We start from the raw sequence: 24918 nt of genomic DNA, 5'->3' as shown, positions 1-24918 counted from the left end.
ATGTATAAGCTGAAATATACCTCCGCAACCGTATTTAAGTATCTCACTTTAGTACTGGCTGCGCTTGCGGCGATTATTCCGATTCTAGTCGTATTCTTTGCTTCACTCAAAGACAAGACCGAATATGCGAATAGCAGCCCGCTTGCTCCTCCGACAAATTGGCTGCACTTTGATAACTACCAGAAGGCCTTTGTAAACGGGAAAATGTTATTGGGCTTCTGGAACACCTTCTATATTCTGGCCATCTCCGTCGTAGGTGCGGTTCTGATTGGCGCTATGATCGCATTCGTGCTGAACCGCTTCAACTTCCGTGGCAGCAAAATTCTGATGGGGGCCTTCCTGCTTGCTACCTTAATTCCAAGCGTTACGACCCAGGTAGCTACCTACAAAATCGTAAACGCCTTGCATCTGGTAGATACCCCAGGGGCTCCGATCATTCTCTATCTGGGTACAGATATCATCGCCGTATATATCTTTATTCAGTTCCTGGATAATATCTCGGTTTCGCTGGATGAGTCGGCTATGCTGGACGGTGCTTCCTACTTTACAATCTTTGGAAGAATCATCTTCCCGCTGCTTGCACCGGCGATTGTGACCGTAATTATTCTGAAGGGCGTTGGGGTGTATAACGATTTCTATACTCCATTCCTGTACATGCCAAGTGACCATTTGCAAGTGCTCTCGACGGCCTTGTTCAAATTTAAAGGTCCTTATGGCGCACAATGGGAAGTCATCAGTGCGGCAATTATTATAACCATCATTCCGATTCTTATCATATTCCTGTCCCTGCAAAAGTATATTTACAACGGCTTTGCACAAGGTTCCGAAAAATAATTTCTGTTCATAGGCTTGATTTTTGCAAAGGAACACCACATAGAGAGAAACCATACTAAATACTAGCGAGCGGCCCCCCAAGGCTGCTCCAAATAGAAGGAGTTAATTCAAATGAGCGACGTTCGTATTATTGGCGATAACATTCCAAATATGCCTTGGCAGGACAAACCAGCCGATGCTGTAGGTCCGGTGTGGAGACATTCCGAGAACCCGGTAGTCAAACGCAACCCAGCAAAAGGAATCGCACGTATTTTCAATAGCGCTGTAGCTGCTTATGACGGACGCTTTGTCGGTGTCTTCCGCGCGGAGACCATCAACGGCGGTCCACACCTTCATATGGGGTGGAGTGATGATGCGCTGAACTGGAAGATCGAAGAGGAGCGCATTAACTTTGTAGATGAAGAAGGCAAGCCATTCCAGCCGAATTATGCTTATGACCCTCGTCTGGTTAAAGTGGAAGATACTTACTACATTATTTGGTGTACAGATTTCTACGGTGCAGCAATTGGTGTTGCCAAGACGACAGACTTCAAGACCTTTGTTCGTCTGGAGAACCCGTTCCTTCCATTTAACCGTAATGGCGTACTGTTCCCTAGAAAAATCAACGGAAACTTTGTGATGCTGTCCCGTCCAAGCGACAGCGGCCACACTCCATTCGGAGACGTGTTCCTCAGCGAAAGCCCTGACTTCGTATACTGGGGCAAACACCGTCATGTCATGACCAAGGGCGGTCAAGGCTGGTGGCAAGCTGTGAAGATTGGCGGAGGCCCTGCTCCAATCGAAACTACAGAAGGCTGGCTGATGTTCTATCATGGCGTAACCGGCACCTGCAATGGCTTGGTATACAGCATGGGCGCGGTGATCCTTGATAAAGATGAGCCGTCCAAGGTGAAATACCGCTCCCAGAACTATGTGTTGACACCGGAAGAATGGTATGAAGAAAGAGGCTTCGTAGACAATGTAGTGTTCCCGTGTGCTACATTGCATGATGCCGAGACAGGCCGCATCGCGATCTACTATGGCGCCGCTGATACTTATGTTGGTGTAGCGTATACGACTGTTGAAGAAATCGTGAATTATGTTAAGGAAACTACAGAGACCGTAGCGGACGACGCGGAAATCGGAAGAATTTAACTGTAGAGGACCGAGAGCTGAATGAATATGGAATGAAAGGCGCAGGAGAATGCGGCTTTTGCCTCAAAGGCAAGCCGTTCTTCTGCGCCTTTCATAAGGAGGAACTGTCAATGTTAGTGGATATGCCAATGGACCAGCTGCTTGAATACCAAGGGAGCAGCCCGAAACCAGCTGATTTTGACGCCTACTGGGAGCGAGCGCTGAAGGAGCTGGACGCTCAGTCCATGGACTATGAGCTGGTGCCTGCAAAGTTCCAATCCCCGCTCGCAGAATGCTATGATTTATATTTTACAGGGGTAGGCGGAGCACGTGTGCACTGTAAATATGTGAAGGCGAAGAATGCAGTGGAGCCGGGACCGGGACTGGCCATCTTTCACGGCTATTCCGTAGATTGCGGCGACTGGAGCGACAAGGTGATGTATGCAGCGCACGGCATCAGTGTGCTGGCGATGGACTGCCGCGGTCAAGGCGGTATGTCAGAGGATACGGTGTCTGTGAAAGGCACGACGCTGCGCGGCCATATCATTCGCGGGCTGGATGATCCGAATCCTGACCGGCTGTATTACCGCAATGTCTTCCTTGATACGGTACAGACTGCCCGCATCCTGATGTCCATGCCGCAGGTGGATCAAGGCCGGATCGGCGTGTACGGACAATCCCAGGGCGGGGCACTGACGTTAGCCTGTGCGGCATTGGAGCCGCGAGTGAAGTCCATTCTGCCAGTGCATCCGTTCTTGACCGATTACAGACGGGCTTGGGATATGAATGTGACAACGAGCGCCTATGAAGAGCTGGTGTATTTCTTCCGCTCCTTTGACCCGAATCATCTGAGGGAGGAAGAGATCTTTAACAAGCTGGGGTATATTGACATCCAGAATCTGGCTGATCGAATTCGGGCTCAGGTACTGTTCGCGACAGGACTGGCCGATACCATTTGCCCGCCATCCACCCAGTTTGCAACGTATAACAAGATTACGTCCGAGAAGGAACTGATCGTTTACCATGAGTACGGTCATGAGTTCTACCCTTATTTGGCAGACCGCGCATTGCTGCATTTTCTGGAATTATAAGTAAAAGAACATGTGAGAACTAGGCAACTGCTGCTTCCTTGTGAAGGGCAGTTGTTTTGTTGTATACAGGAATTTGTATTTGCTTAGCTCCGAACGTACAATGAAATGAAAGGTATCCGGATCTAGGACATAGCCTCTTTTTGGGGTATGGTAGGATATTCGGGAGTATGGTACTTTGAAATCAGTAGCAACACGAATGGTGCATATAGAGACAAGCTGCGCGTTGTGAGTCATGCTGGAGGGGAAACATGCTGTTGTCATTCGCTTTTCTGCTTGCAGGATTGCTCATTTTTTGGGGAGCCCTGTTCGCAAGGAAACACCGTAACGTTGTTGGGGCAAACTATTTGTTTATTCTTTGTCTGCTGGCCGAGCTGATCATTTTTACGTCCAATATGGAGATTGTATCTACGAGGCTGGCGGATAAATTATTATGGCGGAATTTGCAGCAGCCCGGTTATTTCTATACTCCGGTACTGATATATTTATTGGCCAGGTCCTATGCCATGCAGTCATCCAGCTTGTCCAAGAGGAAGATTGCTGCTTTGCTGGCCGTGCCTACAGCGGCCCTCATATTAATCTATTCAGGCTACTACATGCGCAGTCAGGTGGGCCTTGATGATTCGGGTACGCTTGTTGTGAAGTCTACACCTTTAGAAACTCTATTTTTGCTATATGGCCTTCTACTTAGCATTCTGGGTATCGTATTTCTATTAAAATCGGCGATATCTACAAGGGGAACGCAGCGAAGGCAGCTGCTCACCTTGGCTATAGGCATAGCCCTGCCGCTGATTATTTCCTGGCTGCGGGGGATGGAGCTGTTCCCGATTAAAGGCTACGGTGCTTCAATTGCGGTTACTTATATCCCGTCCTGCTTCTGTATTTTCTGGGGGGTCTTCAAATATCAGCTGTTTCGAATTGTTCCACTAGCCAGAGACAAGCTGTTTGATGTCATGAGGGAGGGCATCGTGGTCCTCGACGCCAGAGGTGTTATCGTCGATGTCAATTCGGCAGCGGTACGAATGCTGCAGTGCATGGGGGCTGCCTCAAAGCCCGCTAACGGCATGGTGCTGTCAAGCTTGCTGCCTAAGCAGTGGCAGGATTCATGGATGGGAGCACACGGGAAGCAAGCCGAGACGGAATTTGAGATCTCGTTCCAGAACCGGAATACAGAAGGTCACTATTCAGTTCGAGTTCTGCCGATCATCTATGGCAAAGGCGTCTTCGCCGGATCGATGTCGGTGTTGACAGATGTGACTGAAGTCAAGCAGATTGAACAGCAGCTTCGAATCCGGGCAGTTACGGATGGCCTGACCGGCATTTATAACCGGACAGGCTTTATAGAGCAGTCTGAAGGTTATTTTTGGCTTCCTTATCAGGAGGACCAGCCTTTAGTGCTTCTCTTAATGGATATTGACTATTTCAAGAAAATCAATGATCAATATGGCCATATGTCAGGCGATGACACGATCAGAGCATTCTCGTCCATGGTGTTAGATCTGATCGGCCCCAATGCCGTATTTGGAAGGGTAGGCGGAGAAGAATTCGCCTTGACCTTGCCGTACACTTCGCTAGAAGAGGCTTGGGAGCTGGCCGAAGTAATAAGGGCGGCTGCTGAAAGATTGCAGGTTCAAGGGCACGGCGGACATATCATCCGCTTTACAGTCAGTGTGGGTGCTGCGATCCGCAGTGAAGAGAACAGCTCTTATGAGCGGCTGTACTTTTTGGCGGATGAGGCGCTTTACGAGGCCAAGCAGGATGGACGAAATCGGGTATGCGTCTCAAGCTGTGCGGATAAGTCTATTCTTGCCTAAGGTATGGCTTGCCTGGGGCTCAGGCATACTAAGGTCAAGCTGTGAAGAGCTGTCATCTTAAGGAGATCCTAAAGGAGGATTGCAGGCATGACCAAGGACAAGACGCAAAAAAGAGAAAGACAATTGGCAAGCAGCAATAACCAAGGCTCTGAGGTAGGGGGCCGCGGAGAGCTGCGCTCAGGCCGTAAGAGCCAGTTCAAGAATCATCGCCTCGGTGTAGATGGCCTATCGAACGTGCCCAATGAATATTTATCCTCTGAGGAAGAGTGAACAAGCAAAAAGAAGCCGCAGGTCTAGTAACTTCGTCCTGCGGCTTTTTCGTGTCTTTATTTCTTAGTTCCGTGCTGCTTGGTGGGCAGTTTATCGCTGGGCGTGCCTTTACCATGCTGACGTTTGTTGCGCGCTGCCTTGTCCTGAGTATCGTGCACCTTTTCCACAAAATCATGGGTAGATTCCACGGTCGTTATTCCCCTCCTTCAAGTTAGAATCCTGTTTACTATGCCCTTTAGAGGCTCGGATCATCATCGAATCATCCTTAGAAGAGATCCAGAAACGGTTGACAAGGTTAAAATTTTAACGATATAATCGTGCTAATTGATAATGAATATCATTACCATTTGTGAAAGAGTACATAATTGTTCGTTGGATCTTGTATAGGGAGTAAGAACAAATGAAAATCGGCTATATGCTTGTTGCCCTTATTGTCTTATCTATTACATCTTTGTTCATAGGCAATTCGGAAATATCCCCAATGGATATTTTCCATCTGACGCCGGTACAACTCCAGGTGCTTCAGGTCAGCCGGATTCCACGCCTTATCAGCATAGTTGTTGCAGGAGTCAGCATGAGTGTAATTGGTCTGATTATGCAGCAGCTCACCCGCAATCGCTTCGTGTCACCTACGACGGCAGGCACCATTGATTCGGCCAGATTGGGAATTCTGGTAGCTCTTATGCTGTTCCCGGGGGCAGCGCCGCTGCAGAAGATGCTGATTGCCTTCGCTTTTGCCTTGGCGGGTACCCTGATCTTTATGAGGATTCTGGAGAAGGTCAAATTCAAGGACACGATCTATATTGCCCTGCTGGGCTTGATGTTCGGGAACATTATCAGCTCGATCACTACTTTTTTTGCCTATAAAAATGACCTGATTCAGAATATGTCCTCCTGGCTTCAAGGCGATTTCTCCACCATTCTCAAAGGGCGGTATGAGCTGATCTATATCAGCATCCCGCTGGTCATTATTGCTTACCTCTTCGCAGGCCGCTTTACCCTCGCAGGGATGGGAGAGGAGTTCGCAACGAACCTGGGGCTGTCCTATCGGCGAGTGGTGAATATCGGCCTCATTCTGGTCGCTATGATCTCATCTGTTGTCATCATTACGGTCGGGACAATTCCGTTTCTCGGGCTGGTTGTGCCTAATATTGTTACGATGTACCGGGGGGATAATCTGCGGATCACCCTGCCGCATACGGCACTGCTCGGAGCCATCTTCGTGCTTGTCTGCGACATTCTAGGACAGCTGATTATCTATCCCTACCAGGTGTCGATCAGTCTGACTGTCGGCGTGGTGGGCAGCGCCTTGTTCCTGTACCTATTGCTTAGAAGAAAGGCGTATGCGTCATGAGATTAACCGGTAATCTTCTCAAATTCACCATTCTGATCGCTCTGGCAGTGCTGTTAATTGCGTTGTTTATGGTCATTCAGTCCGGCGGCAACTGGGATTACGTGCTTGAAAGGCGAGGCAAGAAAATCCTCGCCATTGCGCTTACGGGCGGATGCATTGCCTATGCTACAGTCATCTTTCAGACCCTTACCAACAACCGGATCCTAACACCGGGGATCATGGGGATGGATTCCCTTTATATGCTGTTCCAGACCTTTGCGGTCTTTGCATTTGGCACTACGCATGTCAGCTTCATGAACAAAAACTTGAATTTTGCCATTTCCGTAGGGCTCATGGTCCTGTTTGCTTTGGTGCTGCACCGCTTCCTGTTCCGTAGGGAAGGACGGAATATATATTTGCTGCTGCTGGTTGGTCTGATTCTGGGAACGCTGTTCCAGAGCATGTCCTCTTTCATGGAAGTGCTGATTGATCCGAACGAGTTCCTGGTATTGCAAGGGAAAATGTTCGCCAGCTTTAATAACGTCAACACCGACCTGCTTATTGTGTCCGCTGTTGCTATTGCCCTGGTTACGCTCTATGCCAGTAGGTATCACAAATATCTGGATGTGCTTGCGCTAGGCAGGGATCAGGCGCTGAACCTCGGGATTGATTACAACTATGTCGTCAAGCGACTGCTGATTGTCGTGATGGTGCTTGTGTCCATATCGACCGCTCTGGTCGGACCAATCATGTTCCTTGGTCTGCTGGTTGTAAATCTGGCGCATCAATTGTTCCGGACACACCGCCATCAGATTTTGATCTGGGGCTCGGTCCTGATCAGCATTGTAGCACTGGTCTTCGGCCAGCTGATAGTGGAGCGGGTATTTACGTTCGCCACAACGGTCAGCGTGATTGTGAATTTCATCGGCGGCGTTTACTTCATTTATTTGCTGCTAAAGGAGAATAAGTCGTGGTAGAGGTTAGAAATGTTACCAAGCGGTATGGGGACGTAAATGTTGTCGAGAAGGTGTCGCTGAATATTAAGCCCGGCACAATCACGTCCTTCATCGGGCCCAACGGGGCAGGGAAGAGCACCCTATTGTCTATGATGACAAGGCTCATCGCCAAGGATGAAGGTGAGGTGTTCATCGAAGGCAAGGAAATCGGCAGCTGGAAGAGCCAGGAGCTCGCCAAGAAGATATCCGTGCTCAAGCAGTCGAACCACATTAATATTCGCTTAACCGTGGAGGACTTGGTCGCTTTCGGCCGCTTTCCCTATTCTCAAGGAAGGTTGACAGAGGAGGATCGGGGATTTATTCGGGAAGCGATTGAATACATGGAACTTGAGAACTTCAAGCATAAGTACCTGGATGAGCTCAGTGGAGGGCAGCGGCAGCGGGCCTACATTGCCATGGTCATCGCTCAGAATACGGAATATATATTGCTCGACGAGCCGCTTAATAATCTAGATATGAAGCATTCTGTTCAGATTATGAAGGTGCTGCGCAGAATGGTTGATGAGCTGGGCAAGACCATTGTGATCGTCATACATGACATCAATTTTGCTTCCTGCTATTCCGATTACATTGTGGCTCTGAAGGATGGCAAGGTTGTCCGGGAAGGACCGGCAGAGGAGATTATAGAAACCTCGGTGCTCAAGGAGGTCTATGACATGGATATTCCTGTGCAGTGGATCGATGGGCGGAAGATCTGTGTGTATTTTGCTTAAGGAATCAAATTTTTTAAATATATCTAAGAGGTGATTAGATTGAAGAGAAAAGGTTGGTCAATGATGCTCATGCTGCTTGTGCTGTCCGTAGTGCTTGCTGCATGCGGTGAGAATAAGAATGCCGGCAATGCCGGAAGCGGTAAGAGCGAATCCGGCAATAAGCAAACATCTGCTGCCGCTAGCGAAGAAATTGTAGTTAAGCATAAGCTGGGGGAAACCCCGGTGAAGAAGAACCCTCAGAAAGTCGTAGTATTTGACTTTGGAGCGCTGGATACGCTGGATAAGCTCGGCGTAGACGTAACAGGCGTGCCCCAAGACAATCTTCCTGCTTATTTGAAGAAATACGAGGATTCCAAATATACCAATGTCGGAGGACTGAAGGAGCCGGACTTTGAGAAGGTGAATGCAATTAACCCTGATCTGATCGTCATCTCTGGACGCCAGCAGGATTCATATGATGAGTTCAACAAGATTGCCCCGACCATCTATATGGGCGTAGATACCAAGGACTATTTGAATTCCTTCACCAGCAATGTGAAGACACTTGGCGAGATTTTCGGAAAAGAGGCTGAGGCTGACAAAGAGCTTGCCGCGATTAATGATTCAATCAAGGCGTTGCATGACAAGGTAACTGCTGCAGGCAAAAATGCGCTGATTGTGCTGACGAATGAAGGCAAGCTTAGCGCTTACGGCACAGGTTCCCGCTTCGGCATGATTCATGATCTGTTTGGCTTCACGCCGGTCGATCCTAACATTGAAGTGTCCACGCATGGTCAAAGCGTATCCTTTGAATATGTGATGGAGAAGAACCCGGATTACCTGTTTGTCGTTGACCGCAGCGCGGTAGTTGCTGGAAAAGGCGAAGCCGCACCGGCTAAGCAGGTCATTGAGAACGATCTGGTGAAGAATACGAAGGCCTTCAAAGAAGGACATATCGTCTATCTGGATCCAAACTATTGGTATCTGTCCGGCGGTGGACTGGAGTCTGTAGCGGAAATGATCAAGGAAGTCGACGCAGGAGTGAAATAAATTATAGAAGCCCGCATTCTTCGAGTACCGAAGATTGCGGGCTTCTGTTGCTAGAGAGAAGAAGGCTCAGTAGAGCAGATAGACGAACAGGAAGCTGAGCCCTGACAGCATGAGCGAGGTCACGGCTACAGCCGCCAGCGGGCGCAGGGCCCGGCTGCGCAGCTGGCGGAAGTTCACATTCAGGCCGAAGCCGACCATGGCCATGATGAGCAGGAAGGATGCCAAGTGGTCCAGCCTTGGAAGCAGGGCTGCCGCAGCAGAGCTGGGCGCACGGTCCGTAAGCACGAAGCTTCCGAGCAGGCTGGTGAGGATGAAGCCCACCAGGAACCACGGGAACGGAACCCGGGCCTGCTGCCCATTCTGGCTGCGTCCTTGGCGTCTCCAGGCCATCAGTATGAAGCAGAGCGGAACGAGCAGCAGCACCCGGCCAAGCTTGGCGAGCAAGGCCATAGCGAGCCCGTCTGCCCCGGCTGGGGCCCCTGCCAGCACGACCTGGGCGATCTCATGCAAGCTAGTGCCCGCCCAGACGCCGTATCCGGTGGCCGATAGAGGGACAATCGGCTCTAGGAAGGCGAGCCCCAAGGCGAACACGGTGCCGAGCAGGGCGATGATGCCCACGCTGGCTGCCGTATCCTCCTCTTTGCTCTGCAGGATGGGGGATACAGCCGCAATGGCGGCGGCACCGCAAACGCCGGTCCCGATGGCGAGCAGCAGGGATAGGGAAGGGTCCGCCTTAAGCTTCTTGGCGATCCAGCACATCACGGCAATCGCGAAGAGGACAACGGCGGCATCGGCCAGCAGGAGCTGCCAGCCTTGCCGAAGTATGACGTCAATGTTCAGTTTGAAGCCGAACAGAATAATCGCTAGGCGAAGCAGTATTTTGGAAGAGAATTCGATGCCGCTCCGCAGCAGTTCGGGATAGTCGAAGCATTGCCTGTAGATGATGGCGAACAGCATCGCTATTGCCATCGGCCCGGCTTGGCGCAGGCCCGGTAGGCCGCTGCCGGCAAGCAGGCTGCCAAGCTCGGCAAGAATGAAGGTGAACAGCAGGCCGCAAGCCCAGCGAAGCAGGGAAGAAGTCTTAAGAGATCCCCGCTTGGCAGGCTTGCTGCCTGCGTGCTGATTGGGCAGTTGGGTTGGAGCTGAATTCATGAACAAGCACCCCTTGGTGTCAAAAGTATGTGTCCATCATAAGATGACTTAAACTATAAGTGAAATAAATCATAAGCATAGTGACTATAAGTAAATTGTTATGATAGTGTCATACATATAGCGTTAAAAGGAGGGGCAGCCCATGGATCAAACCCTGCTTGTGTTTGTCACAGCAGCAGAGAAGGGGAATTTTACACGCGCAGCAGAGGAGCTTCATATGACACAGCCGGCCGTCAGCCAGTATATTCGTTCGCTGGAGCAGGCGGTGGGAACAAAGCTGCTGGACCGAACCAGCAAATATGTGAAGCTCAATCCGGCTGGGAAGGTCGTGTATGACCATGCAAAGCAGATATTAAGCCTGTACACGCGAATGCAGAGCCTGGTCGATGATCTGCTGCATACCGCTGGCGGCCCGCTTGTCATTGGGGCAAGCTACACCTATGGCGAATATGTGCTTCCGCGGCTGATCGGCAGGCTGCAGAAGGAGTATCCGCGGATCAGGCCGTTCATATCGATCGGAAATACGCAGGAGATTGCCGAATCGGTGCTGGAGCACAGGCTGGATATCGGCATTGTTGAAGGGGAGTACCGGGATGCCAGGCTGAAGGTCGAGCCCTTTGCTGAAGATGAGATGTATCTGATGGTTGCCGCAGACCATCCGCTTGCCACTAGGGAGCGGGTGGATTTTGCCGAGGTGGCGGAGGAGAACTGGATTCTACGTGAACCCGGCTCGGGGACCCGCGAGGCTGCGGAGCGGTTATTTGGCGAGCTGGGGAGCCGGCCGAAGCGAACGATGGAGTTCGGGAGCACCCAGCTCATTAAGGAATCTGTAGAGGCTGGCTTAGGCATCGCTTTACTGTCCAGCCACACGGTCAGCAAAGAGCTAAAACTGGGGACGATGCGTATGCTTCGGATTGGCGATTCCTGTGTGCGCCGCCCCTTTTATTGGGTTCAGCGCAACTCCGATACCGAGCCGAAGGCTGTCCGGGTTTTTATCGATATGCTTACTTGAAGGCATCCCAGAAAACAGCAGGCTCTTCTTTGTAGTCTTAATCGTCATAGCCATAATAACCGCTTATCATCATTTGCTTATCACCTTATCATCATCTATTTATCATCCAAACTTCATGATTGTAGGACAGAGTTCATGCTAGAATAGTTATAGAACTTAGATCAAGTCTAAATATATTAATATGAGGTGGATATATAGATGGATCATAGAATGACTACAAATCAGGGCGCACCTGTTGGCGATAATCAAAATTCACGCACGGCCGGAAGACGCGGCCCGGCTTTGCTGGAAGACTATCATTTGCTGGAGAAGCTGGCTCACTTCGACCGTGAACGCATTCCTGAGCGTGTTGTGCATGCCCGCGGTGCGGGGGCCCATGGCGTATTTCGTACAGATGCCGATGTGACGAAATACACCAAAGCGCATTTCCTGCAGGAAATCGGCCGGGAAACGCCGGTGTTCGTGCGCTTCTCTACCGTGATCCACGGAACCGGCTCCCCGGAGACAGCCAGGGATCCCCGCGGATTCGCAGTCAAGTTCTATACGGAGGAGGGCAACTATGACCTTGTTGGCAACCATTTGCCTGTCTTCTTCATCCGAGATGCCATTAAATTTCCTGACATGGTGCATTCTCTGAAGCCATCTCCGGAGACGAATATTCAAGAGCCTGCACGCTATTGGGATTTTATGACCCTTTCTCCCGAGTCGACACATATGATGACCTGGGTATTCTCTGATAACGGAACTCCGGCGAACTATCGGCAGATGGATGGCTTTGGCGTTCATGCCTTCAAGTGGATCAATGCGATTGGGGATGTAACGTATGTGAAATATACGTGGAAATCCAAACAGGGAGTTGTCAATCTGACTGCAGACGAAGTGCGGGAGGTGCAAGGACGCGATTTCAATCATGCGACACGCGACCTCTTCCATCATATCGCAGACGGCGACTTCCCGGAATGGGAGCTCTATGTTCAGCTGATGCCTGTTCAGGATCTGGATCTGTGGAGCTATGATCCGCTGGATCCAACCAAGGTATGGTCAGAAGAGCATTATCCGCTGATCAAGGTAGGCACGATGACCTTAAACCGCAATCCGAAAAATGTCTTTGCCGAGGTGGAACAGGCCGCATTCTCTCCAAGCGCCGTAGTTTCTGGCATTGAGCCTTCCGAAGACAAGCTGCTGCAAGGCCGGCTGTTCTCTTACCCGGACACCCAGCGTTACCGGCTTGGCGCGAATTATTTGCAGATTCCGGTTAACTGTCCGTATGCGCCGGTTCGTAACCATCAGCGTGATGGATTGATGAATATTCATCAAGATCCATCGCCAGTGAATTATGAGCCAAACAGCGATTCGGCAAGTCCCAAGGAAGCGCCAGCCTATCGTGACAGCGTCATGCCGCTTGCAGGTGAGGCCGGACGGGAGCGTATTGAGAAGACGGACGATTTCACCCAGGCGGGCGAGCTGTATCGCAGCTTCACCGCAGAGGAGAAGGCTCATCTGATAGCCAATCTGGTAAATGACCTCAGCCAGACGAACGAGCAGATCCAGCTGCGCGCGATCTGCAATTTCTTCCGTGCAGATGCGGAATATGGCATGCGTCTAGCTCAAGCCTTGGGCGTAGATATTTCCGGGTTCGTACCGGCCGGAACGAACCTTTAATATAGATAGAACGAACGGATCCGCTTGGCATGCATAGCGGATCCGTTCGTTCTTGTAACTTCGTTTAGCCCACCGGGAAGCTGCGGCTTTTAGCCGCCTTTCTGGTGGGCTTTTTAGATGGGGATTATTCAGGTAGCAGGATCTCAAACCGGGTCCAGCCCTTGCCCGTGTCAAGCCGTAGCTCTCCGCCATGCTCTTCGGCAATATGCCTGGCTATGGACAGCCCCAGGCCGGTACCGCCATCGCTTCGGCGGGATAGATCCCCCCGCACGAAGGGCTCGAAGATCGTAGCCTGCAGCTCTTCGGGAATTCCGCTTCCCTGGTCCGCGACCCACAGCCGGACCCAGCGCCTGTCCGGCTCTTTGCTGAGACCGACGGAGACTTCGGTTCCGGCGGAATTGTATTGGACGGCATTGGACAGAAGATTGGCCACCGCCCGGTACAGCAGGTTTCGGTCAAAGGGCAATTCGATCTTCTGCTCCGGGATGCTAACATCGAGCCTTAAGCCCTTCTGCTCGAAGGCTTCATACCATTCGGCCACCAGGGCTCGCATGAACTCAGCGATATCGCCGGGCTGGCTGCGCAGCGTCAGGCCCGGGCTATCCAGCTTCGCCCAGTCAAAGAAGGCACTCACCATCCGGGCGATGATCCGTGACTTGTCATAAATCATCCGGATATATCGTTCCCTCATAGGCTCATCCTCCACCAGCTGAAGCTGGAGAGCTTCGGCATAGCCTTGAATCGTAGTAATCGGCGTCTTCAGATCATGCGAGATATCCAGCAGCATCCGCTTCTGACTCTGCTCCAATTCCTTCCTCGCCGCCTCGGAGGCCTCTAGGCGCTCTGCCATTTCATTGAAGGACTGCTGAATCTGCTCGAATTCAACGTAGGATTTGAAATGCAGACGTTTGCGATATTTCCGCTGCGCAACCTCACGAATGCCGGTCGAGATTTCTGCGAGCGGCCGGGTGATCTTCTTGGCGGTCCAGCGGCTGTACAGCCAGACGTTCAGCGCAAAGATCAGGAGGAACAGGAGCAGGCCGCGCAGGCTAAGGGACGTAAGCCTTGAGACCTGCTGCTCATTCGCCGCGACCAGCTGCGGGCTTTTCTCGAAATAGCCGCCGGGAATCTGGACGAGCAGCAGATAGCTGCGACCGTCCTCTGTCCGCAGTGGAGCTAATGAACGGTACGTCCCTTTGCTCTCGGTTGCTGAAGCATTGTCATAAAACAGCTCGTACAGTTCTGGGTCTGTATATTGGTTAGGTCCGTCCTGCTTATGCCCCGAGGTGAATACGACCCGGTGCGACTCATCCAGCACCTCAACCCATCCGCCGAAGGCTTTGACCTCGGCAGCATCTATCTGACGGTAATCAGGCCGGACAAGTGAGCTGGCCTGAATATGCTCAACGGCATTCGTCTTGATCTCATTGCTCGTCAAATAGAGCAGCAAGTAAATCAGGGTGAAGACCAGGCCGAGTATGAAGGAAAATATAACATAGTGTCTGACCAGAGCTTTATAGATGCCGGTACTCTTCATACCAGATCTTCCTGGCGGGCAAATTTGTAACCGAGCCCTTTAATGGTGAGGATGAGCTGGGGAGTGCGGGGCTGGTCTTCAATCTTATCCCGCAGGCGGCTGATCTGTACCATTACGGTGTTGTCATCATCCAGATACGGATCACCCCAAGCTGCTTCAAACAGCTGATGCTTAGTGAAGACTCGGCCCGGTGCATCCATAAACAGCTTGAGCAGCTTGTACTCCAGTGCGCTAAGCGTGATGGGAATTCCATGCTTGTATAGCAGGCATGCTTCATGGTCCAGTCTTAAATAACCGACAATGGTCTCCTTCGGCGTCCCAGCCTCACTTCCCATAGCCTCATTAAATTCATAGGACCTGCGCAATTGGGCTTGAATACGCGCTACGACTTCAGTAGGGCTGAAGGGCTTGGAGATAAAGTCATCCGCCCCTAGTCCCAACCCGGTTATTTTATCGGTGTCCTGGTTCTTGGCGGATAAGACAATGATCGGGATCCGGCTGATTCCGCGTATGGTCCGAATCAGCTGGAAGCCGTCGATATGCGGCATCATAATGTCAACGACGGCCAGATCCACCTGCTGGCTCCGCACGATTTCCCAGGCTTCCAGCCCGTTCAGTGCTTCAAGAACCCGGTAGTTCTCCCGTTCGAGGAAGAAGCGCAGCAGCTCGACAATTTCTGGCTCGTCATCCGCGATCAGTATGGTGTGTTTGAACATGGATGTCACTCCTTTATAACGCTGGTTCTACTTCTGTGACTTCTCTTCCGTGCAGCGAATTCCTGCATTGTAAGGTTAATGTAAGGCGTGGGACAGCTTGCCTACAGGTTCCATTCGTAACATAAGGGAAGCAGTTTACTTAGGGGGTAGATTTATAGATGAGAATTTGGGAAATCATTCTGCTGATCATCATTGGCGCCGGACTTGCCTTTGTGTGGTTTCAGCCAAAGCTAAAGGTGAAATGGGTATGGGCCGTGATGGCCACGTTCCTGCTGGTTATACTGGTGCAGGGCCTAGGAGAAGGCTGGCGCTGGCAGATGGTGCCGGCATATCTCTCACCGCTGTTCTTGCTGAAGCGTGCAGCGTCAATTAGGCCGCGGGAAAGTGTAGAGAAGCGCTATCGGGTGCTGCGGATTACCGGCAAGGCACTGCTGCTGGCCGTATATTTGCTGGTCTCCATCGTGCTCCCGCTCCTCATGCCCGTGTTTACATTTAAGAAGCCTTCAGGAGAATACGCGGTTGGAACTACAGTATATCATTGGGTGGATCAGAGCCGTAAAGAAGAATATACTGAGGACCCGTCGGATCAGCGGGAATTGATGGTCCAGCTGTGGTATCCAGCTGAAGCCTCATCCGGCAAAGGTACAGCTGCGTACACCGACCAAGCTTCTGCCATTGCCGAAGGACTCAACAAGGCGCTGTCGCTTCCGTCCTTTGCCTTGAGTCATTTGGGGCAGATACAGACACATGCGCTGATCGATGCTAAGCTGGCTGTTACAGATCAGCCGTATCCGCTGCTCATCTTCTCCCACGGGCTAACAGGCTTCCGCAGCCAGAACACGTTTGAGCTGGAGGAGCTTGCAAGCCATGGCTATATTGTAGCAGCAATTGATCACACCTATGATGCTGCCGCTACCGTCTTCCCGGATGGGCGCGAGGCAATTATCCGTTTTGAGAACTTGTCGGGATTTGACAAGCTGGACGACCATATGAAGCTCTGGACGGGAGATGTGAGCTTTGTGCTGGATCAACTGACTGGGCTGAATTCAGGAGTGGAGGCTTCACAGTTCAAAGGCCGGATGGATATGACCCGCATCGGGATGTTCGGACACTCCTATGGAGGTGCTGCTGCTGCACAGATGCTGATGAACGACGCACGAATCAAGGCGGCGGTCGACATGGACGGCGTATTGTACGGCAAGCCGGCTCCGGCTGGAGGTATCGGCAAACCATTCCTGCTGATGAACGCGGAGAAGAGCCTGAACAAAACTATTTTTGAAGCGAATCTGGACAAAGCCATTCAGACTACAGGTAAAAGCCGCGCTTCCTATGAAGAGTTCTGGGAGGAAGGGCAGCACAGACGCGCCCTTGCGACCGCAGGAGGCGGATATTCCATGCTAATTCCGAATACGGATCATATGAGCTATACGGACTTTCATTTATTCTCTCCTATGCTAAAGCTGAAGGGAGAAGATCCGCGCTATGTGCACCAGGTCGTTAACGCTTTTACCTTGGCCTTTTTTGACAACTACTTAAAGGGAAAGACCGGGGGTCTCGAAGCAGCAGCTGCGGCCTATCCGGAGGTTGGATTTAAACAGCATTAAAAGTTACCTCGGGAGAGGCTCTTAGATGATAGATAACGTAGGATGGACTTAGATTCATATGGTATAATTAGCAACTGGTACAATCGGTAATATATGGGGATGTGCCAAGAAGATGCCTCCTTGCACCAGCCAGGGGAATAAGAGAGGAGCCTATGAATGAATTCTACCGAGCCTGTCATTACGATTCGAGACTTAAGAATGAGATACAGCGAGAAATTTGTACTAAATGGAATTGATTTGGATGTTTATCAAGGGCAAATTATCGGTTATATCGGACCCAACGGAGCGGGTAAAAGCACAACGGTCAAAATTATGCTTGGTCTCGTCGAGGGCTATACGGGCGATGTCAAGATTTTGGGGACCGATATTGCTGATGGCAGTATGGAATACAAGAGCCGGATCGGTTACGTGCCGGAAATTGCGGAGATTTATGATACGCTGACGGCAGAGGAGTATTTGACCTTTATTGGCGAGCTGTACGGGCTCCGTTCGGAGGATGCCGAACGGCGCGGACGTCACCTGATGGGGATCCTTGGCCTGCAGGACGTATACCGCTCCCGGATCTCTTCTTATTCCAAGGGAATGAGACAGAAGGTGATGATTATCAGCAGCCTGCTGCATAATCCGGATATTCTGTTTCTCGATGAACCGCTTAGCGGGCTGGATGCCAACAGTGTTATGGTGGTTAAGGAGATTCTGGCCCTGCTGGCAGCGCAGGGGAAGACGATCTTTTACTCCTCGCACATTATGGATGTGGTTGAGAAGATCAGCAGCCGGATTATTCTGATTGATGGCGGACGGATCGTGGCCGATGGAAGCTTTGCCGAACTGAAGGCGCAGAATCACGAGGGAACGCTGGAGGATATCTTTAATCAGCTCACTGGGTTCAATGAGCATCGTGATATGGCAGAAGCCTTCGTATCCGTGGTAAATGAGGTGCGGCTATGAAGGATTTCCAAACGCTGAAGCTTCTGGACCGGTTCCGGGGACTATTCGAGCGAATGGGCATCCAGTATCCCGTGATGCGCAGAATTCTGCAGGTCAAGCTGACCATGGACGGTCGACGGGTGCCGACCATTGCATCTAATTCAGGCTACGGTAAGAGTAAGCAAAAGCAAACAGGAAGCCTGCTTGGCGGTAAGACTGCGAATACGGCGCCGCCTTCGGAGAGAATGGAGGAGCAGGCTGCGGACGGGAACCGTTTTTTACGCTCCCTGTGGATGTACGCATTAATCGGGCTGGTGCTGATTCCTTTTGTGCTGATGCCGGAGAATTACATGTTCCAGATGAGCATCGTATTCGGCATTATTATATTCATGATCTCAACATCGCTCGTGTCCGATTTCTCTTCCGTGCTGCTGGACATCCGGGACAAGAATATTCTGTTCTCTAAGCCGGTAGACCGGCGAACAGTCAATATGGCGAAAGCCCTGCATATTTTGATCTATATGTTCTTCATCACGGGGGCGGTCACCATCCCTTCATTGGTCGCCGGCCTGATACGACATGGAATTGGGTTCTTCCTGATCTATCTGGCCGAGGTTATACTGATGGACCTGCTGATCGTCGTGCTCACGGCCCTGCTCTACTTTGTCATTCTGAAGTTTTTTGATGGAGAAAAGCTTAAGGACATTATCAACTATGTCCAAATCGGGCTTACGATTGGAATCACCGTCGGTTACCAGCTGGTTGTGCGATTGTTTGATGTGGTCAACTTCTCTTTTCAGTTTGAGCCGAGATGGTGGCAGTTTCTGCTTCCTCCCGTGTGGTTCGCAGCGCCGTTCGAGGTTCTGCTGCACAGGGAACTCGGTACATACTATGTGATGTTGGCCCTTCTGGCCCTCGCCATTCCACTGGCTGCCATTATGATCTATATCAAGCTCATGCCTGCTTTTGAGCGGAATTTATCCAAGCTGTCCGAGCAGGCCGGCAAGCAAGGGAAGGGACGCAGCCGCTTCTGGACATGGCTCTCCCGCCTCATTACCTCAACCCATGAAGAGTCCGTGTTCTTTGGGTTTGCTTCCACTATGATGAGCAGGGAGCGAGAGTTTAAGCTGAAAGTATACCCGACCCTCGGGTTTTCCATTATATTTCCGTTTATATTTCTGTTTGCGGCCAGAAGTGAGAATGGGTTAAGCGGAATTACATCAGGCCGAATGTATCTGTTCGTATATTTCTGTGCGCTGCTGGTTCCTTCGGTGGTCCTGATGCTTCGCTACTCTGGCAATTATAAGGGCGCATGGGTCTTCCGGACGATTCCTCTCAAAGATATGGGCTCGATCTATAAGGGAACGCTTAAAGCGTTCCTTGCCCGGCTGCTGGTACCTTTGTTCCTGATTGAGTCGGTGGTCTTTGCGATCCTGTTCGGCGTGCATATCATCCCAGACTTGATCGCTGTGCTGCTGGCTTTGTTCATGTACACCTATGTCTCGCACTTGATGCTGAGCAAGGAGCTTCCGTTCACGCAGCCGTTCCAAACCGTTCAATCCTCGGAGACGGTAAAGATGATTGGGCTAATGATTATTTTGGCGGCATTTGCAGGCGTTCATTATGCGGCAACTCTGATTAGCTACGGGGTTTATGGTTATATCGTACTGCTGGTAGTAGCGAATGCGGTGATTTGGCGCTACGGTTTCACCTCTTTTACCCCTTCTTCACAACAAGCTAGGAGTTAAGCCTCTTCGGTCAAGTCTAATTTTCGGTTATGCTAACCTAGTGGGCATAGTTGCCTCACTTCTTGACGTTCACCAGGGGTGGACTTAAGATAGTTGTTAAGATTTCGCCCAGTACTTGATTAAAGCGAAACAGGATAGCCCTATGGATTATAGACAGAGAGGAAGCGTGATCATGGGAAAGAGACGGCGCATTACCGCAGAGGATTTATACCAATTTACATGGGTAACCGGACTTGATGTCAGCCCGGCTAACGGTTCGGTGGCATATGTCGTAAAAAAAGTAAATGAAGACCGTACAGGTTATGTGTCGAGCCTTCGACTATTGGATTCGTCAGGGGAAGACCGCCCGTATACTTCCGGCGAACGGGATTCGGCCCCGTCCTGGTCCCCTGATGGCACCAAGCTTGCCTTTCTGCGGAAGCATAAAGATAAGATGCAGGTATGGAGCATAGCGCAAGATGGTGGAGAAGCTGTGCCAGTCACCTCTGCTGAGCATGGCGTCTCGGACTTTGCTTGGTCACCTGATGGTAAAAGTCTAGCCTATAAGGCGGCTACAGGCGGCCCGGATGAAGATGATAAGGAAGACAAAGCCAACAAGGTGATTGTCTCGAACCGGACCAAGCCGAAATCCGATGGCAGCGGGGAATGGGATGGAAGACGCTCTCATCTGTTTACGGTTCAGCTCTCTGGAGGAAAAGTCGTGCAGGTGACTGAGGGTGACTTCGATGTCTATTCCTTCACCTGGTCGCCAGATGGCCGTGAGCTGCTGTATGTGGCTAATCGCCCCGAAGATGAAGCGGCAGACCCGGATCTCATCATGACCAATGACCTGTTCCTCGTTCCTCGGGAAGGCGGAGAGAGCCGCAGGCTTACGGCCTCTGATCTGGACATTGCATCTCCGGTGTTCTCTCCGGATGGACAGCAGATCATTTTCTTGGCAAGCGATCACTCTTACAGCAACGCTACACTGACTAGGCTATACAGCATTCCCGCCTGTGGAGGCAGTGTGAAATGCCTTACAGCGAAGCTCGATCTGATCATTGAGGCTGTGGCGATCAGCGATATGCGTTCAGGCGGCTTCTATAAGCCGGTATTTAGCAAAGACGGTTCCTCTGTATATACCTTGGTTTCAGCGAAAGGCAGTGTTCAGATTTACCGCTTCTCCCTGGATGGCAGCGGAGAATATGAAGTGCTGACGCATGGATCGCGTGAAATTTATGGTTTCGCTATGGATCAAACAAACGGCAGCTTCGTTTATGCGTCTGCTGATGCTTCTCAGCCGGGCGATGTGTACCGGTTCAGCCTGGCAGATGGCAAGGAGTCCCGCCTGACTTACTGTAATCTGGAGCTGCTAGAGGAGCTGGAGATCAGCGAGCCGGAGGAGTTCTGGTTCAAGGCTTCGGACGGTGAGAAGATTCAAGGCTGGATTCTGCCTCCGGTAGGGCAGGAGCCAGGCAAGAAATACCCAGCCGTGCTTGAGATTCACGGCGGGCCGCATGCCATGTACGGCAACACCTTTATGCATGAGTTCCAGCTGCTCGCTGCACAGGGCTATGCTGTGGTCTATACGAATCCCCGCGGCAGCCATGGTTACGGCCAGCTGTTCGTGGACGCCTGCCGCGGCGACTACGGCGGACGCGACTATCAAGATTTGATGGAAGCCGTGGACGAAGCGGCCGCCCGGTTCGATTATATCGACAATGATCGCTGGGTTGTGACCGGCGGCAGCTACGGCGGATTTATGACCAACTGGATCGTCGGCCATACGAATCGCTTTAAGGCGGCTGTTACACAGCGTTCGATCTCTAACTGGCTCTCGTTCTACGGGGTCAGTGATATCGGTTACTTCTTTACCGAGATGGAGATTGACGGCAATCCGTGGGAGCATACACAGCGTCTATGGAAGCACTCTCCGATCGCTTATGTGCATAACGTACAGACCCCGCTGCTCATTCTGCATGGCGAGCAGGATCTGCGCTGTCCCATTGAGCAGGGCGAGCAAATGTACACAGCGCTTAAGCGGCTTGGACGCGAGACCCAGCTGGTCCGCTTCCCTGGATCGAATCACAACCTGTCCCGTACCGGGCGGCCTGTCTTAAGAGTCGAGCGCCTGAACCGGATTGCAGGATGGTTCAACCGCTATTTGGAGCGTTAAAACCTGATGGGTTCAAGGTGGCTGGATGGATAGGTCACCTGTAATGTGAGGTTTGTCCAGGCTAATGTTGTGAACAATAGGATATGATAGACAAAGCCAAGGCGATACGCCCAAATCGGGAAGTATCGCCTTTTTCTATTCTAATCACGATAGAGAAGGGACAGATCAAGCTTGAGTCTAGTAGAACCAAAGGCTCCCGCCGTAGACGGGCCGCGGATTCGAAGAGAGAAGATCACGGTAGCCTGGATGATCGTCATCTACTGCAAAGCCCATCATGGGAACGATCGGCAGGAGGAGGCACGTGCCATTACAACGATTGGCACCCGGCAGGCTGCGCTATGTCCGGATTGTATGAAACTGTTGGACTATGCTAATCAGAGGCTTACCCTCTGCCGGTTTGGCGAGAAGAAGACGACCTGCGTTAACTGCTCCATTCACTGCTACCAGCCGCTCATGAAGGAGCAGATTCGCAAGGTGATGCGGTACGCCGGGCCACGGATGCTAAGCAGGCATCCGGTACTTGCGATTCGCCACCTGTGGGATGGAGCCAAGAAGACTTCCCATTGACTTCACAGCAATTTCGGTTATAATTGCTGAAAACACGAATGGTTCATGAATGTACCTGAATACAAGCTTAATAATGCATATGCCCGGGGATATGGCCCGGGTGTTTCTACCGGGTCACCTTAAATGACTTGACTGCATTTATTGAAGCGGGATACCTGTAGCGCCGCCACATTCCATGTGTGCCGCGGCTTCAAAGGGTATCCCCTCTACCTATATGCAGACATAACAGCCCGGAAGCAGCGATGCCGCCGGGCTGTTTGTTATGGAATGCAATTTTTGCTGCCGAAGGCAATGGAACTAGCGTGAATCACATAGAAAGAGGGACAAAAAGCAATGGATGCATATGGGAGAAAACGTCTGGATGAAGTGAGTGCAAGACTAGCAAAGGTAGCGCTTGGCGAGGAACCGGCTGAGCTTGTCATTAAGAACGGAACCTTGGTTAATGTGTATTCCGGGGAGCTGCAGGAGGGAGTAGATGTGGCGATCTCTGCAGGGCGGGTGGCCTTTGTCGGAGATGCCGATTATACGATTGGGGAGGCTACTCGGGTAATTGATGCTGCAGGCCGGTATATCGCTCCTGGCTTGCTTGATGGTCACATGCATGTGGAGAGCACTATGATGACTGTCACCGAGTTTGCTAAGGCTGCACTAGTCAAAGGGACAACGGGTGTATTTATGGACCCTCACGAGATCGCTAACGTATTCGGGGCCGAAGGGGTACGCTGGATGCATGAAGAGGGGCGCCAGCTTCCGCTCAAGGTGTTCACCACCTATCCCTCTTGCGTTCCTGCAACCGACGGCCTGGAAGATGCAGGCGCCTCCATTGAAGTGAAGGATGTTGAAGAGGGATTGACCTGGGAAGGCGTTGAGGGACTGGGAGAGGTGATGAACTTCCCTGGTGTTATCTATGGCGATCCTAAGATGCACGGAGAAATTGCGGCGACACAGCGGGCAGGGAAAACTGTGACCGGCCATTTCCCTAGCGATGATGAGCATATGCTGCAAGCCTATATCGCATCAGGAGTAACCTCGGACCATGAGACGGTTACCCGGGAGCAGGGCCTGGTGAAAGTTCGGATGGGCATGCATTTGATGATCCGAGAAGGCTCGGCTTGGCATGATGTGAAGGAAGTGATTAAGGTCGTGACCGAGGATAAAGTGCCTACAGGCAATATCTCACTGGTCACGGACGATGTCTATCCGCAGACGCTGGTTGAGCTGGGGCATCTCAACCATGTGGTGCGCCGCGCGATAGAGGAGGGCGTAGATCCGGTCACCGCCATTCAGATGGCGACCCTCAATGTAGCCCGCTACTTCAAGCTGGAGCAGGATCTGGGAGCAGTTGCGCCCGGCAAGTGCGCCGATATTCTGCTCCTGGATGACCTGAAGCGAATGGAGCCTTCTGCCGTGATCATAGACGGCTTATTGGCTGCAGAGCAGGGGCAGCTCATCATATCCTTTCCCGCTTACGAATACCCGGCGAAGGCTCGCAGCTCGGTCCGGCTGGCCCGGCCGCAGACGCCGAATGACTTCAAGCTGGCAAGCCGCGCTGGGAAGGAAGCAAAGGAGACCAAGGTGCGCGTGGTGCAGGCTATCGAGAACAGCGCACGCACCACGGGCAGAACTGCCGTGCTGCCGGTGTTGGACGGCATCATCCAGCCGGATCCTGCCCAGGATATTGTACGGCTGGCCTGTATTGAGCGGCACCGGGCAAGCGGGCAGATCAGCCTTGGCTTCACCAGCGGCTTCCAGCTGAAGCGCGGCGCAGTCGCCTCAACCGTGGCCCATGACAGCCATAATCTGCTGGTAATGGGCGTGAATGACGAGGACATGGCGCTGGCGGCGAATGAGCTGGCCGCTTGCGGCGGCGGGATGATCGCGGTGGAGAATGGCCAGGTGCTGGCCCGGGTAGAGATGCCGATTGCCGGCTTAATGTCCGACAAGCCGCTTCAGGAAGTTGTTCAGCAGGTGCAGGCGCTCGAAGCGGCATGGAAGCAGCTGGGCTGCCCGCTGAACGCGCCGTTCATGACCTTCTCCCTGATCGCCCTGCCGGTTATTCCGGATCTGCGGATCTCGAACAGGGGATTGGTCGATGTGACGAAATTTGAACTGGTAGAAACCGAAATGTAGACGAGAAATAAAATAACGCCGTACTCTGTAACAAGAGTACGGCGTTTATATTTTGTCCTATATTCATGGGCTGAAGTCAACTTTCAAAGCACTTAGACTTCGATTTCGTATATCAACATTAATGCTTAACAGCTTCAGCCTCTTCCTTACTGATCATAGCGGTAAACCATGACACGCCTAGAAATCCTGATACGCCGGCAAGGGCTAAAATGATAATGTAAGTCAACCCGTAGTCACACTCCTTTCCTGCAATCTAATTCTTATTAAAGGATATCTTAACGTCTTAGTGCCTCGCATGACCCATAAGGGCTATAGACAAAGTTCAAAATTGAACAATCTGTAACAAATACAGCTTAGCTACTGTGATTGTCAATGAGATATGCGGCCAAAAATGACAAACTTCTCATTCAAATATGCTTTCTTTGTGTTCAAATTTTACGATTATGTGATTTCAGTCACAAAATTTAAACTTTTACTCCTATTTATGTGATATTTATC

The 24918-nt window shown here is 51.4% G+C and carries 21 protein-coding genes and 1 riboswitch; of the genes, 17 read left to right on the top strand and 4 right to left on the bottom strand.

The genetic code is table 11. From position 1 onward, the window contains the following. The 5 genes from DCC85_RS20910 (at position 1) to DCC85_RS20890 (ending at position 5119) form a co-directional block, all read left to right on the top strand. A complete protein-coding gene (locus DCC85_RS20910; protein ID WP_108467296.1) occupies positions 1–834 on the top strand; it encodes a carbohydrate ABC transporter permease in 834 nt (277 codons plus the stop codon). A 111-nt stretch (positions 835–945) separates the two neighbouring features. Next, positions 946–1968, top strand: a complete 1023-nt coding sequence (locus tag DCC85_RS20905) for a glycoside hydrolase family 130 protein (RefSeq protein ID WP_108467295.1) — start codon at positions 946–948, stop codon at positions 1966–1968. A 110-nt stretch (positions 1969–2078) separates the two neighbouring features. Then, entirely contained in the window at positions 2079–3038 is a 960-nt protein-coding gene (locus DCC85_RS20900; RefSeq protein WP_108467294.1) for an acetylxylan esterase, read from the top strand. A gap of 248 nt (positions 3039–3286) precedes the next feature. Then, entirely contained in the window at positions 3287–4849 is a 1563-nt protein-coding gene (locus DCC85_RS20895; protein ID WP_108467293.1) for a histidine kinase N-terminal 7TM domain-containing diguanylate cyclase, read from the top strand. An 87-nt stretch (positions 4850–4936) separates the two neighbouring features. Further along, positions 4937–5119, top strand: coding sequence for a hypothetical protein (locus tag DCC85_RS20890; RefSeq protein ID WP_108467292.1), 183 nt, complete (start codon positions 4937–4939; stop codon positions 5117–5119). Between the two features lie 56 nt (positions 5120–5175). Here the strand turns inward: DCC85_RS20890 and DCC85_RS20885 are convergent, their stop codons facing one another. Next, positions 5176–5307 (bottom strand): DUF4023 domain-containing protein, encoded by a 132-nt coding sequence (locus tag DCC85_RS20885; RefSeq protein ID WP_108467291.1) that lies wholly within the window; start codon positions 5305–5307, stop codon positions 5176–5178. 212 nt (positions 5308–5519) lie between these two features. On the opposite strand from DCC85_RS20885, the gene DCC85_RS20880 reads away from it, so the two are divergent. Genes DCC85_RS20880 through DCC85_RS20865 form a run of 4 tightly spaced genes read left to right on the top strand, consistent with a single transcriptional unit; the run spans position 5520 to position 9210 of the window. After that, positions 5520–6473, top strand: a complete 954-nt coding sequence (locus DCC85_RS20880; RefSeq protein ID WP_108467290.1) for an ABC transporter permease — start codon at positions 5520–5522, stop codon at positions 6471–6473. Next, the gene (locus DCC85_RS20875; RefSeq protein WP_108467289.1) at positions 6470–7429 is read left to right on the top strand and encodes an iron chelate uptake ABC transporter family permease subunit; all 960 of its coding nucleotides are present in this window, start codon (positions 6470–6472) and stop codon (positions 7427–7429) included. Before DCC85_RS20880 ends, DCC85_RS20875 begins: the two co-directional genes overlap by 4 nt. Further along, the gene (locus DCC85_RS20870) at positions 7423–8181 is read left to right on the top strand and encodes an iron ABC transporter ATP-binding protein (RefSeq protein WP_108467288.1); all 759 of its coding nucleotides are present in this window, start codon (positions 7423–7425) and stop codon (positions 8179–8181) included. Before DCC85_RS20875 ends, DCC85_RS20870 begins: the two co-directional genes overlap by 7 nt. A 60-nt stretch (positions 8182–8241) precedes the next feature. Next, positions 8242–9210: a siderophore ABC transporter substrate-binding protein gene (locus tag DCC85_RS20865; protein WP_199910034.1), complete on the top strand. Its 969-nt coding sequence runs from the start codon at positions 8242–8244 to the stop codon at positions 9208–9210. Between the two features lie 66 nt (positions 9211–9276). Here the strand turns inward: DCC85_RS20865 and DCC85_RS20860 are convergent, their stop codons facing one another. Continuing rightward, positions 9277–10362 (bottom strand): YeiH family protein, encoded by a 1086-nt coding sequence (locus tag DCC85_RS20860; protein ID WP_108467287.1) that lies wholly within the window; start codon positions 10360–10362, stop codon positions 9277–9279. A gap of 142 nt (positions 10363–10504) precedes the next feature. Here DCC85_RS20860 and DCC85_RS20855 point away from each other — a divergent pair, with 142 nt between their 5' ends. Next, positions 10505–11374 carry a LysR family transcriptional regulator gene (locus DCC85_RS20855; RefSeq protein ID WP_108467286.1) on the top strand — a complete coding sequence of 290 codons (870 nt, stop codon included), beginning with the start codon at positions 10505–10507 and terminating at the stop codon, positions 11372–11374. 198 nt (positions 11375–11572) lie between these two features. After that, complete coding sequence (locus DCC85_RS20850) at positions 11573–13036, top strand: catalase (RefSeq protein ID WP_108467285.1); 1464 nt, start codon at positions 11573–11575, stop codon at positions 13034–13036. Positions 13037–13160: 124 nt separating this feature from the next. Here the strand turns inward: DCC85_RS20850 and DCC85_RS20845 are convergent, their stop codons facing one another. Further along, the gene (locus DCC85_RS20845) at positions 13161–14573 is read right to left on the bottom strand and encodes a HAMP domain-containing sensor histidine kinase (RefSeq protein WP_108467284.1); all 1413 of its coding nucleotides are present in this window, start codon (positions 14571–14573) and stop codon (positions 13161–13163) included. Further along, entirely contained in the window at positions 14570–15289 is a 720-nt protein-coding gene (locus DCC85_RS20840; protein WP_108467283.1) for a response regulator transcription factor, read from the bottom strand. The genes DCC85_RS20845 and DCC85_RS20840 overlap by 4 nt, the downstream gene beginning before the upstream one ends. Before the next feature lie 158 nt (positions 15290–15447). Between DCC85_RS20840 and DCC85_RS20835 the strand changes: the two genes are divergently transcribed. The 6 genes from DCC85_RS20835 to ade all read left to right on the top strand — a co-directional run bounded on the left by DCC85_RS20835 (position 15448) and on the right by ade (position 24420). Continuing rightward, positions 15448–16893, top strand: coding sequence for an alpha/beta hydrolase family protein (locus tag DCC85_RS20835; RefSeq protein ID WP_108467282.1), 1446 nt, complete (start codon positions 15448–15450; stop codon positions 16891–16893). A gap of 156 nt (positions 16894–17049) precedes the next feature. Beyond that, positions 17050–17841, top strand: a complete 792-nt coding sequence (locus DCC85_RS20830) for an ABC transporter ATP-binding protein (protein WP_108467281.1) — start codon at positions 17050–17052, stop codon at positions 17839–17841. Continuing rightward, on the top strand, positions 17838–19568 hold the full coding sequence (locus tag DCC85_RS20825; RefSeq protein ID WP_108467280.1) for an ABC-2 family transporter permease: 1731 nt from the start codon (positions 17838–17840) through the stop codon (positions 19566–19568). Before DCC85_RS20830 ends, DCC85_RS20825 begins: the two co-directional genes overlap by 4 nt. Positions 19569–19740: 172 nt before the next feature. Continuing rightward, positions 19741–21723 (top strand): S9 family peptidase, encoded by a 1983-nt coding sequence (locus DCC85_RS20820; protein WP_108467279.1) that lies wholly within the window; start codon positions 19741–19743, stop codon positions 21721–21723. A 171-nt stretch (positions 21724–21894) separates the two neighbouring features. Next, a complete protein-coding gene (locus tag DCC85_RS20815; protein ID WP_234414253.1) occupies positions 21895–22290 on the top strand; it encodes a nitrous oxide-stimulated promoter family protein in 396 nt (131 codons plus the stop codon). Between the two features lie 53 nt (positions 22291–22343). Beyond that, positions 22344–22445, top strand: a riboswitch (purine riboswitch). A gap of 178 nt (positions 22446–22623) precedes the next feature. Beyond that, entirely contained in the window at positions 22624–24420 is a 1797-nt protein-coding gene (ade, locus tag DCC85_RS20810) for an adenine deaminase (protein WP_108467278.1), read from the top strand. Positions 24421–24918 lie beyond the last annotated feature (498 nt).

The organism is Paenibacillus sp. CAA11 (genome assembly GCF_003060825.1).
GTDB lineage: Bacteria > Bacillota > Bacilli > Paenibacillales > Paenibacillaceae > Fontibacillus.
Note: the sequence above shows the minus strand (reverse complement) of the source record. Positions and strands in the feature narration are given on the sequence as shown.

Excerpts from the sequence above, each read along its gene's own strand:
- DCC85_RS20910 (WP_108467296.1), top strand. The coding sequence starts at position 1 with ATGTATAAGCTGAAATATACCTCCGCAACCGTATTTAAGTATCTCACT.
- DCC85_RS20905 (WP_108467295.1), top strand. The coding sequence starts at position 946 with ATGAGCGACGTTCGTATTATTGGCGATAACATTCCAAATATGCCTTGG.
- DCC85_RS20900 (WP_108467294.1), top strand. The coding sequence starts at position 2,079 with ATGTTAGTGGATATGCCAATGGACCAGCTGCTTGAATACCAAGGGAGC.
- DCC85_RS20895 (WP_108467293.1), top strand. The coding sequence starts at position 3,287 with ATGCTGTTGTCATTCGCTTTTCTGCTTGCAGGATTGCTCATTTTTTGG.
- DCC85_RS20890 (WP_108467292.1), top strand. The coding sequence starts at position 4,937 with ATGACCAAGGACAAGACGCAAAAAAGAGAAAGACAATTGGCAAGCAGC.
- DCC85_RS20880 (WP_108467290.1), top strand. The coding sequence starts at position 5,520 with ATGAAAATCGGCTATATGCTTGTTGCCCTTATTGTCTTATCTATTACA.
- DCC85_RS20875 (WP_108467289.1), top strand. The coding sequence starts at position 6,470 with ATGAGATTAACCGGTAATCTTCTCAAATTCACCATTCTGATCGCTCTG.
- DCC85_RS20865 (WP_199910034.1), top strand. The coding sequence starts at position 8,242 with ATGATGCTCATGCTGCTTGTGCTGTCCGTAGTGCTTGCTGCATGCGGT.
- DCC85_RS20860 (WP_108467287.1), bottom strand. The coding sequence starts at position 10,362 with ATGAATTCAGCTCCAACCCAACTGCCCAATCAGCACGCAGGCAGCAAG.
- DCC85_RS20855 (WP_108467286.1), top strand. The coding sequence starts at position 10,505 with ATGGATCAAACCCTGCTTGTGTTTGTCACAGCAGCAGAGAAGGGGAAT.
- DCC85_RS20850 (WP_108467285.1), top strand. The coding sequence starts at position 11,573 with ATGGATCATAGAATGACTACAAATCAGGGCGCACCTGTTGGCGATAAT.
- DCC85_RS20845 (WP_108467284.1), bottom strand. The coding sequence starts at position 14,573 with ATGAAGAGTACCGGCATCTATAAAGCTCTGGTCAGACACTATGTTATA.
- DCC85_RS20840 (WP_108467283.1), bottom strand. The coding sequence starts at position 15,289 with ATGTTCAAACACACCATACTGATCGCGGATGACGAGCCAGAAATTGTC.
- DCC85_RS20835 (WP_108467282.1), top strand. The coding sequence starts at position 15,448 with ATGAGAATTTGGGAAATCATTCTGCTGATCATCATTGGCGCCGGACTT.
- DCC85_RS20830 (WP_108467281.1), top strand. The coding sequence starts at position 17,050 with ATGAATTCTACCGAGCCTGTCATTACGATTCGAGACTTAAGAATGAGA.
- DCC85_RS20825 (WP_108467280.1), top strand. The coding sequence starts at position 17,838 with ATGAAGGATTTCCAAACGCTGAAGCTTCTGGACCGGTTCCGGGGACTA.
- DCC85_RS20820 (WP_108467279.1), top strand. The coding sequence starts at position 19,741 with ATGGGAAAGAGACGGCGCATTACCGCAGAGGATTTATACCAATTTACA.
- ade (WP_108467278.1), top strand. The coding sequence starts at position 22,624 with ATGGATGCATATGGGAGAAAACGTCTGGATGAAGTGAGTGCAAGACTA.